Annotated in this window: 9 protein-coding genes; 8 read left to right on the top strand and 1 reads right to left on the bottom strand. The window is 42.2% G+C overall.

The genetic code is table 11. The annotated features are described in order from the left end of the window. Positions 1–22: 22 nt before the first annotated feature. Positions 23–430 (top strand): putative quinol monooxygenase, encoded by a 408-nt coding sequence (locus tag B3B27_RS09290; protein ID WP_238868437.1) that lies wholly within the window; start codon positions 23–25, stop codon positions 428–430. Between the two features lie 50 nt (positions 431–480). Here B3B27_RS09290 and B3B27_RS09295 read toward each other — a convergent pair whose 3' ends face one another. Beyond that, complete coding sequence (locus B3B27_RS09295) at positions 481–2,052, bottom strand: sulfatase family protein (protein WP_238868438.1); 1,572 nt, start codon at positions 2,050–2,052, stop codon at positions 481–483. A gap of 381 nt (positions 2,053–2,433) precedes the next feature. Between B3B27_RS09295 and B3B27_RS09300 the strand changes: the two genes are divergently transcribed. From B3B27_RS09300 to B3B27_RS09330, 7 genes are all read left to right on the top strand, one after another. Continuing rightward, positions 2,434–3,069 (top strand): redox-sensing transcriptional repressor Rex, encoded by a 636-nt coding sequence (locus B3B27_RS09300; protein ID WP_238868439.1) that lies wholly within the window; start codon positions 2,434–2,436, stop codon positions 3,067–3,069. Then, a complete protein-coding gene (locus B3B27_RS09305; protein WP_238868440.1) occupies positions 3,066–3,680 on the top strand; it encodes a fumarylacetoacetate hydrolase family protein in 615 nt (204 codons plus the stop codon). The genes B3B27_RS09300 and B3B27_RS09305 overlap by 4 nt, the downstream gene beginning before the upstream one ends. Positions 3,681–3,710: 30 nt before the next feature. Further along, positions 3,711–4,871 (top strand): type IX secretion system outer membrane channel protein PorV, encoded by a 1,161-nt coding sequence (gene porV, locus B3B27_RS09310; protein ID WP_238868441.1) that lies wholly within the window; start codon positions 3,711–3,713, stop codon positions 4,869–4,871. Between the two features lie 4 nt (positions 4,872–4,875). After that, positions 4,876–5,355, top strand: coding sequence for a 2-C-methyl-D-erythritol 2,4-cyclodiphosphate synthase (ispF, locus tag B3B27_RS09315; protein WP_238868442.1), 480 nt, complete (start codon positions 4,876–4,878; stop codon positions 5,353–5,355). Positions 5,356–5,362: 7 nt separating this feature from the next. Next, positions 5,363–6,004, top strand: a complete 642-nt coding sequence (locus B3B27_RS09320) for a hypothetical protein (protein WP_286832971.1) — start codon at positions 5,363–5,365, stop codon at positions 6,002–6,004. A gap of 127 nt (positions 6,005–6,131) precedes the next feature. Further along, entirely contained in the window at positions 6,132–6,692 is a 561-nt protein-coding gene (locus B3B27_RS09325; protein ID WP_238868444.1) for a cob(I)yrinic acid a,c-diamide adenosyltransferase, read from the top strand. Between the two features lie 54 nt (positions 6,693–6,746). Beyond that, complete coding sequence (locus tag B3B27_RS09330) at positions 6,747–6,968, top strand: DUF2795 domain-containing protein (protein WP_019538324.1); 222 nt, start codon at positions 6,747–6,749, stop codon at positions 6,966–6,968. The last annotated feature ends 30 nt before the right edge of the window (positions 6,969–6,998 follow it).

A 6,998-nucleotide genomic window follows, 5' to 3' on the forward strand; every position in this document is an offset into this window, starting at 1 on the left:
TTAAATTAATATTTTTAACAATATGAATAAGCCGGTTATACTTTTCAGCACGATATTGTGCATTCTCTTTACCTCCCTGGCTGTAATTCAGGCACAGGAAAACGAAGAGCAATATGCTATCATCGCAGAGTACACCTTTGATGAGAAAAATGTTGATTCAGCCATTGATCTTTTGCTTGAATTACAGGCTTTAACACTTGAAAATGAAGAGGGGTGTATTATTTACGATGTCCTTTTGAGCGAAGAAGACAGAAGGAAGATCTTTGTTTACGAATGTTATGAAAACGAAGCAGCATTTAAGATACATACTAACAGCATATACTTCAAGACTATCGTATCAGCAAAATTAACCCCTCTTGTAAAAGACAGTAAAAAGACAAAGGTAATACCACTCAACAATTCAGGCAATATAGGCAACGAGGAGATGTAATGATCTCCCGCCTGCCATGCATATATACAATTGCATATCAATCACGGTCATCACAGAGGGAACTTATGACGTATCGGATCGTCATAAGACTCCTGTAGCCTTTTCAGTTCTGCCCGCAGATCCCGGGTGATATCTTCATAACCTTTCTTTCCATAAAGATTATTCATTTCCGCCGGATCGGCATGCAGGTCAAATAACTCCCACTCATCAATATTGTCATAAAAGTGAATGAGTTTGTAACGTTCTGTTTTTACTCCGTAATGGCGCTTTACCGCATGTTCACCAGGAAATTCGTAGTAATGGTAGTAGAGCGACTTTCGCCATCCCCGCGGTGCTTTACTGTTTTTAAGCAGAGGCAGAAGTGAGGCCCCCTGTATGTCTGATGGAACTTCAACTCCTGCCAGCTCCAGCATTGTGGGTGCAAAATCTATATTTTGTACCAGCGCATCAATAATACCTCGTTTTTTGAATCGGGAAGGAAGCTGCATAACAAGAGGAGTGCTGAACGACTCTTCATACATAAACCGTTTGTCAAACCAACCATGCTCTCCCATATAAAATCCCTGGTCGGAAGTGTAGAAAATTACCGTGTTCTCGAGCATGTTGTTCTCCTCAAGATAGTCTAATACTCGTCCAATGTTTTCATCAAGCGACTTAATAGTCTTTGCATAATCGCGCATATAGCGTTGGTATTTCCACTCTGCCAGTTCTTTTCCAGTTAGCCCGGCAGCATAGAACTCATCTATTATTGGCTGGTAGTGGTTGTCCCAGGCAACTTTTTGTGCTGAATCCAGTCGAGCATACTCACCGTGTTCATAGGCATTGGATAGACGGGTTTTTACTCCTGGCTTCAGCATCTTCAGGTCATTAACAATATCCATGTCGTGATCGCTTGCAATGCTCATCTCCTGCTGCTGTGCCGCGACGCGCCCTTCGTAGTTGTCGTAAAAGTTTGACGGGAGCTCAAATGTTTTATCTTCATACAGTTTTAAGTGTGTTGTATCGGCCATCCAGTTACGGTGCGCTACCTTGTGGTGGAGGAACAGTACGAAAGGCTTATCTTTGTCGCGCTCATTATCCAGCCAGTTGAGGCTTAAATCGGTAATTATGTTTGTGACGTAACCGTTATAGCGCTTCCTCCCTTCAGGAGTGATGAAGTCGGGATTGTAGTAGCTCCCCTGGCCGGGGAGTATTTCCCAGTGATCGAAGTTGGTAGGCTGACTGTCCAGATGCCATTTCCCGATCATGGCTGTCTGATATCCGGCTTGTTTAAGCAGCTGTTGCACAGTCTGCTGGTCCCCGTCGAAAGATGATATATTATCTATTTTTCCGTTCTTGTGACTGTGCTTCCCTGTTAACAGGCATGCCCGGCTTGGTGCGGAGATGGAGTTAGCTACATACGCGTTTGTAAACCTGACTCCATTTTCGGCGATCCTATCCAGATTTGGGGTCTCAACATGACGGCTATCATAGCAGCTCATCATCTGACGGGTGTGGTCGTCGGTCATGATATATACTATGTTTAATGGCTTGGACAGGTTCTCATTTTTGCTTACACTACAGGATGCAAGCACGGCAGCTCCCGCGAGAGGATAAATAAGTTTTGTATAAGACGGATCCATCTGAATTTATAAGTTTTAAAAATTATACGACTTTAATAACGGGATAAAAAAATGCATTGCACAAATGTATAGTAAATTGCGCAACTATTAAAGAAATTTATCTTTAAATATAGATTAAAATTTTAAAAATTCTCCGAAAAGAGCTTATCTTTGTGTACTATTTCGTTAAGCAATACGAACAGAAGATAAGTCTAATTGCATTATTTCGTTGTTTGTAATTTTAAAATAAGCGATAAACAGAAGATGATTTTATTCGAATTATGCCATATCAGGAAATTAGAGAGTAAAATATTTTGATCTGAATGAAATAGTATGAAGTACTTAAAAATAGTGATAAAATTTGAATAACCCTACTTTGGTGAATCATTAAAGATTAAGAAAATGTCAGGCCAGATATACACCCCGAAAATACCCGAACCGGCACTCAGGCGCCTCCCCTGGTACTTGTCGTACGTTAAATTACTTAAAAGCCAGGGAGAAACAATTGTATCTTCTACGCAAATTGCGAAAAAGATAGGTGTTTCAGCATCTCAGATTGCCAAGGATCTCTCCTATGTGGATATAAGCGGAAAGACGAGGGTTGGTTATGATGTTGACGTGCTTATAAATGTATTGGAGACATTCCTGGGTTTTAACAACACTCACAAAGCAGTTGTATTTGGTGTTGGAAGCCTGGGAGCCGCATTGTTGTCGGATTCCGGCTTGGAGCAATATGGTTTGAAGATTATTGCCGGATTTGATGTGAAAGAGTCGATAGTAAACAAGAAGATACATAATATTCAAGTATTTTATTCTGGTGAATTTTTTGAAAGGAACAAAGAAATTGGGGCAGAGATAGGGATACTGACCGTACCTCCAGGTGCTGCCCAGGAGGTGTCTGAATACATGATTCGCGGTGGAATAAAGGGTATATGGAATTTCACTCCGTTCAGGATTCGCGTCCCGGAGGAAGTTGTTCTTCAGAATACTTCGTTGTATGCTCATCTGGCAGTCATGTTTAATCGCCTGAATTCATGAAAATTTTTGCTGTTGGCCTTAACTACGCTTCACACAATAAAGAGATGGAGCGTACGTTTGTTAGTAAGGAGCCTGTTATTTTCATGAAGCCTGATACAGCCCTGCTGAAAGACGGGAAACCGTTTTTTCTTCCTGGCTTCTCTGATGAGATTCATTACGAAACGGAACTGGTAGTGAAAATTGACAGATTGGGAAAAAATATTGGCGAACGATTTGCACACCGTTATTACGATGAGATAACGGTAGGTATTGATTTTACAGCTCGTGACCTGCAAAGGAAGCAGAAAGAGCTTGGGTTGCCGTGGGAGATAGCAAAAAGCTTCGATTGTTCGGCTGTTATTGGTGAGTTCATCTCTAAAAGTGAGGTTGCCGACTTGGGTAACGTGCATTTCCATCTTGATATCAACAGCAAGACTGTTCAACAGGGGAATACAAACGAGATGATATACTCGGTGGACAAGATAATTTCATATATTAGCCGGTTCTTTACTCTGAAAATAGGGGACCTGGTTTTTACCGGTACCCCGGCAGGTATAGGGCCGGTGAGCGTTAACGATCATCTGCAGGGTTATATTGAGGACAGAAAGCTGCTGGATTTCAGTGTGAAATGACTCTCTTTTATCTTTAATTTGCAATACATCATGAATAATGTAACTTGTGCTTTGCTGCTTTGCAGTATGTTGTTTTGTCAGAGCCTCCGTTTGTATTCGCAGGATTACAACCCTATTCCTGTTGCAATGCCCTCTTTACAGATAGCTCCCGATGCAAGAGGCGGAGGAATGGGAGATATTGGTGCGGCAACGATGCCCGACGTATACTCCCAACATTGGAACGCGGCTAAATATCCTTTCATCTCAGGCAGTGGAGGGGTTGCTTTTTCTTACACTCCCTGGTTGAGTAAGCTTGTTAGCGATATTAATTTGCTCTATGCTTCCGGATACAGGAAATTTGGGAATGACAACCTGAATGCTGTCAGCGCTTCGTTTCGTTATTTCTCACTTGGCAGTATAGATATTCCGGATCTGAATGGAGATTTCTGGCAAAGTGTCTCGCCACACGAGTTTGCTATTGATGTGGCTTATTCAAGAAAACTCACGGAGACTTTTTCTGGTGCGGTGACACTCAGATATATCCGCGCCGACTACTCGACAGGAGATGATGAGACAACTCCCGGAAAGGCTTTTGCTGCAGATATATCAGGTTACAACGAATCTTATATTTATCTGGGGCGTTCAGAAACATTGCTAGGATTTGGGTTCAACATTTCAAATATAGGCTCAAAAATCTCATATGATGGTGGTACCACATCAATGTTTCTCCCTGCAAATCTCAGGATGGGTGTATCCTTGGGATATCCTATTGACCCGAAGAATACTTTATCGCTCAGTTTTGATGTCAATAAACTGCTTGTGCCTACTCCAAAGTTGCCTGAGGACGGTGAGACGCCCGATGAGGTACAGAAACGAATTGACGACTATAACAATATCTCTTCCATAGGTGGTGTTTTTAAATCGTTTGCTGATGCACCAGGTGGTTTCAAAGAGGAGTTGCAGGAGGTCACGTTGTCTCTGGGAGCGGAATATGTATACGACAATCAGTTCTTTGTCCGTGCCGGTTATTACAATGAAAACGAATATAAGGGCAGCCGCCGGTTCTTTGCATTTGGCGGAGGTTTCAAAAAAAACGCTTTCCAGGTTGATGCTGCCTATCTCGTATCAACTGCACAGACGAACCCGTTGGACCAGACTTTACGCATATCACTTGGTTTTGATATCGAAGGTATAATGAATTTAATGAGGTAAAAACATGAATATACGAATAGGATTCGGTTATGATATGCATCGCCTTCAAGAAGGAAGAGAGTTGTGGATAGGTGGTGTGAAAATAGCCTACAGAATGGGATTGGAGGGACATTCAGACGCAGACGTTCTTATTCATGCCATATGTGATGCATTGCTTGGTGCTGCTAATCTACGTGATATTGGCTATCATTTCCCGGACACATCTCCCGAATTCAAAGATGCCGGCAGCGCCATACTGTTGAAAAAGTGCTCCGGGTTGCTTGAGAAGCACGGATATTATGTGGGCAATATCGACGCCACTGTTTGTGCAGAGCAGCCTAAGCTCAATCCCTTTATTCCTTCTATGCAGCAAACGCTTGCCAATGTTATCGGGGTGGAAACAGATAGCATCTCCATTAAAGCCACTACCTCTGAGAAAATGGGTTTTGTGGGCCGGGAAGAGGGTATTACTGCTTATGCAGTGGCTTTAATTGAAAAAAAGTAGTGGGCAGATGCCTTTTCTCAGGTGCTTGAAACGGATAAAACAGCGGAGAGGACATGGTGTACACTCACCCTTCGCTTATGGGCTGATCACTAATGTAATCTGTTCACCTCATTTATACTATGCATTTGCCGATATTGAGAAGGAGATATCGGAGAAAGGGCTCAACAGCGGTTTCGTCTCCGGAATCAATCATCTCTCTTTTCGGATGGTTAACCATTTTAATGCTAAAAATATCCTGGAAATTAATTCGGGCAAGGGAGTGAATACCCTTTTCCTTACAGCCCCTGCACGCGATATTCGCTGTACCTGCGTTGAGAAGAGGGCTGATGAGATTGTTGTTGCAAAGCGCCTTTATGGGGAGTTAAACCCGAAGGTTGACTTAGTTACAACCCTACCTGCTGGCGGGAAACAGTGTTACGATGCGATTTTCATCAACCTGGAGAAAGAGAGTACGCCAGCCATAGAGACACTCTTGTCGTTGAGTCATCAACGTACATTTTGGGTGCTTTATCCGATTAAAAGCAGTTGGAGCAAACAATTTTGGAGAAATATCGTTAATGATGATAGATTGACAGCGACGTTTGAACTGAAAGGTTCCGGAGTGGCTTTCTTAAGTACAGCTTATAACAAGGTAAACTATTTTGTGTAACAGAATCATGAATTCCGGTTGCGGAATTTAAATTTTTTATATCTGACTCTGGAGCAATAGCTTTGGATTTCGGGCCATCCGTTGAATGTCATGGTTTAGGAGGTTTTACCTCTTGAAAAAGAATTATATGAAAAAAAGTTTGGTATATACAAAGACCGGCGACAAGGGTGCCACTTCGCTGGTGGGAGGCACCCGGGTTAGCAAGACGCATATTCGTCTTGAGTCCTATGGAACACTGGATGAACTGAATAGTCATATCGGATGGCTTAGCTGCGAGATAAAGGACAAGGAACATCGCGACTTTCTTCTGTTTCTTCAGCACAAGCTGTTTGACATAGGCTCATATCTGGCTACTGAGACTGAAAGCAAACCACCAGATGAGAGTGTAATTATTAAGGCGAAAGATATTACACGTATTGAGGAGCAGATTGATAAAATAGATAATACTCTTCCAAAGCTTAACCGTTTTGTTCTGCCGGGTGGTAATGAGCCTGCAGCAAGAGCGCATATTTGCCGCACCATAGCACGCCGGGCCGAACGTAATGCCTACAGTGTGGCCGAAGAATACCCTGTTACAGCTGAGGTATTGATTTTTCTGAACAGGCTTTCCGACTACTTCTTCGTACTCGCAAGAAGCGAATGCAGCAGGACATCTGAAGAATTATACTGGGAGAAGGGAGATATATAAAAACTTTTTATACATTTGCGAAAAAAAAGAGTAATAACACTAAAGGATTTTTCAATGTATTGGACATTAGAATTAGCATCAAAATTAGAGGATGCTCCTTGGCCCGCTACAAAGGATGAATTAATTGATTATGCTCAACGATCGGGCGCACCACTTGAAGTTATCGAAAATCTACAGGAGATTGAAGAAGATGGTGAGATATTTGAGTCGATAGAGGATATTTGGCCGGATTATCCCAGCAAGGAAGATTTCTTTTTCAATGAAGACGAATATTAAGTGGTTATAAAGAGAGAGCATCATAAAAAA

Source organism: Proteiniphilum sp. UBA5463, assembly GCF_002427225.1.
In the GTDB taxonomy this organism is placed as follows: Bacteria; Bacteroidota; Bacteroidia; order Bacteroidales; family Dysgonomonadaceae; genus Proteiniphilum; species Proteiniphilum propionicum.

Bases quoted from the DNA above. Each gene is read 5' to 3' on its own strand.
- B3B27_RS09290 (WP_238868437.1), top strand. From the start codon at position 23: ATGAATAAGCCGGTTATACTTTTCAGCACGATATTGTGCATTCTCTTT.
- B3B27_RS09295 (WP_238868438.1), bottom strand. From the start codon at position 2,052: ATGGATCCGTCTTATACAAAACTTATTTATCCTCTCGCGGGAGCTGCC.
- B3B27_RS09300 (WP_238868439.1), top strand. From the start codon at position 2,434: ATGTCAGGCCAGATATACACCCCGAAAATACCCGAACCGGCACTCAGG.
- B3B27_RS09305 (WP_238868440.1), top strand. From the start codon at position 3,066: ATGAAAATTTTTGCTGTTGGCCTTAACTACGCTTCACACAATAAAGAG.
- porV (WP_238868441.1), top strand. From the start codon at position 3,711: ATGAATAATGTAACTTGTGCTTTGCTGCTTTGCAGTATGTTGTTTTGT.
- ispF (WP_238868442.1), top strand. From the start codon at position 4,876: ATGAATATACGAATAGGATTCGGTTATGATATGCATCGCCTTCAAGAA.
- B3B27_RS09320 (WP_286832971.1), top strand. From the start codon at position 5,363: ATGCCTTTTCTCAGGTGCTTGAAACGGATAAAACAGCGGAGAGGACAT.
- B3B27_RS09325 (WP_238868444.1), top strand. From the start codon at position 6,132: ATGAAAAAAAGTTTGGTATATACAAAGACCGGCGACAAGGGTGCCACT.
- B3B27_RS09330 (WP_019538324.1), top strand. From the start codon at position 6,747: ATGTATTGGACATTAGAATTAGCATCAAAATTAGAGGATGCTCCTTGG.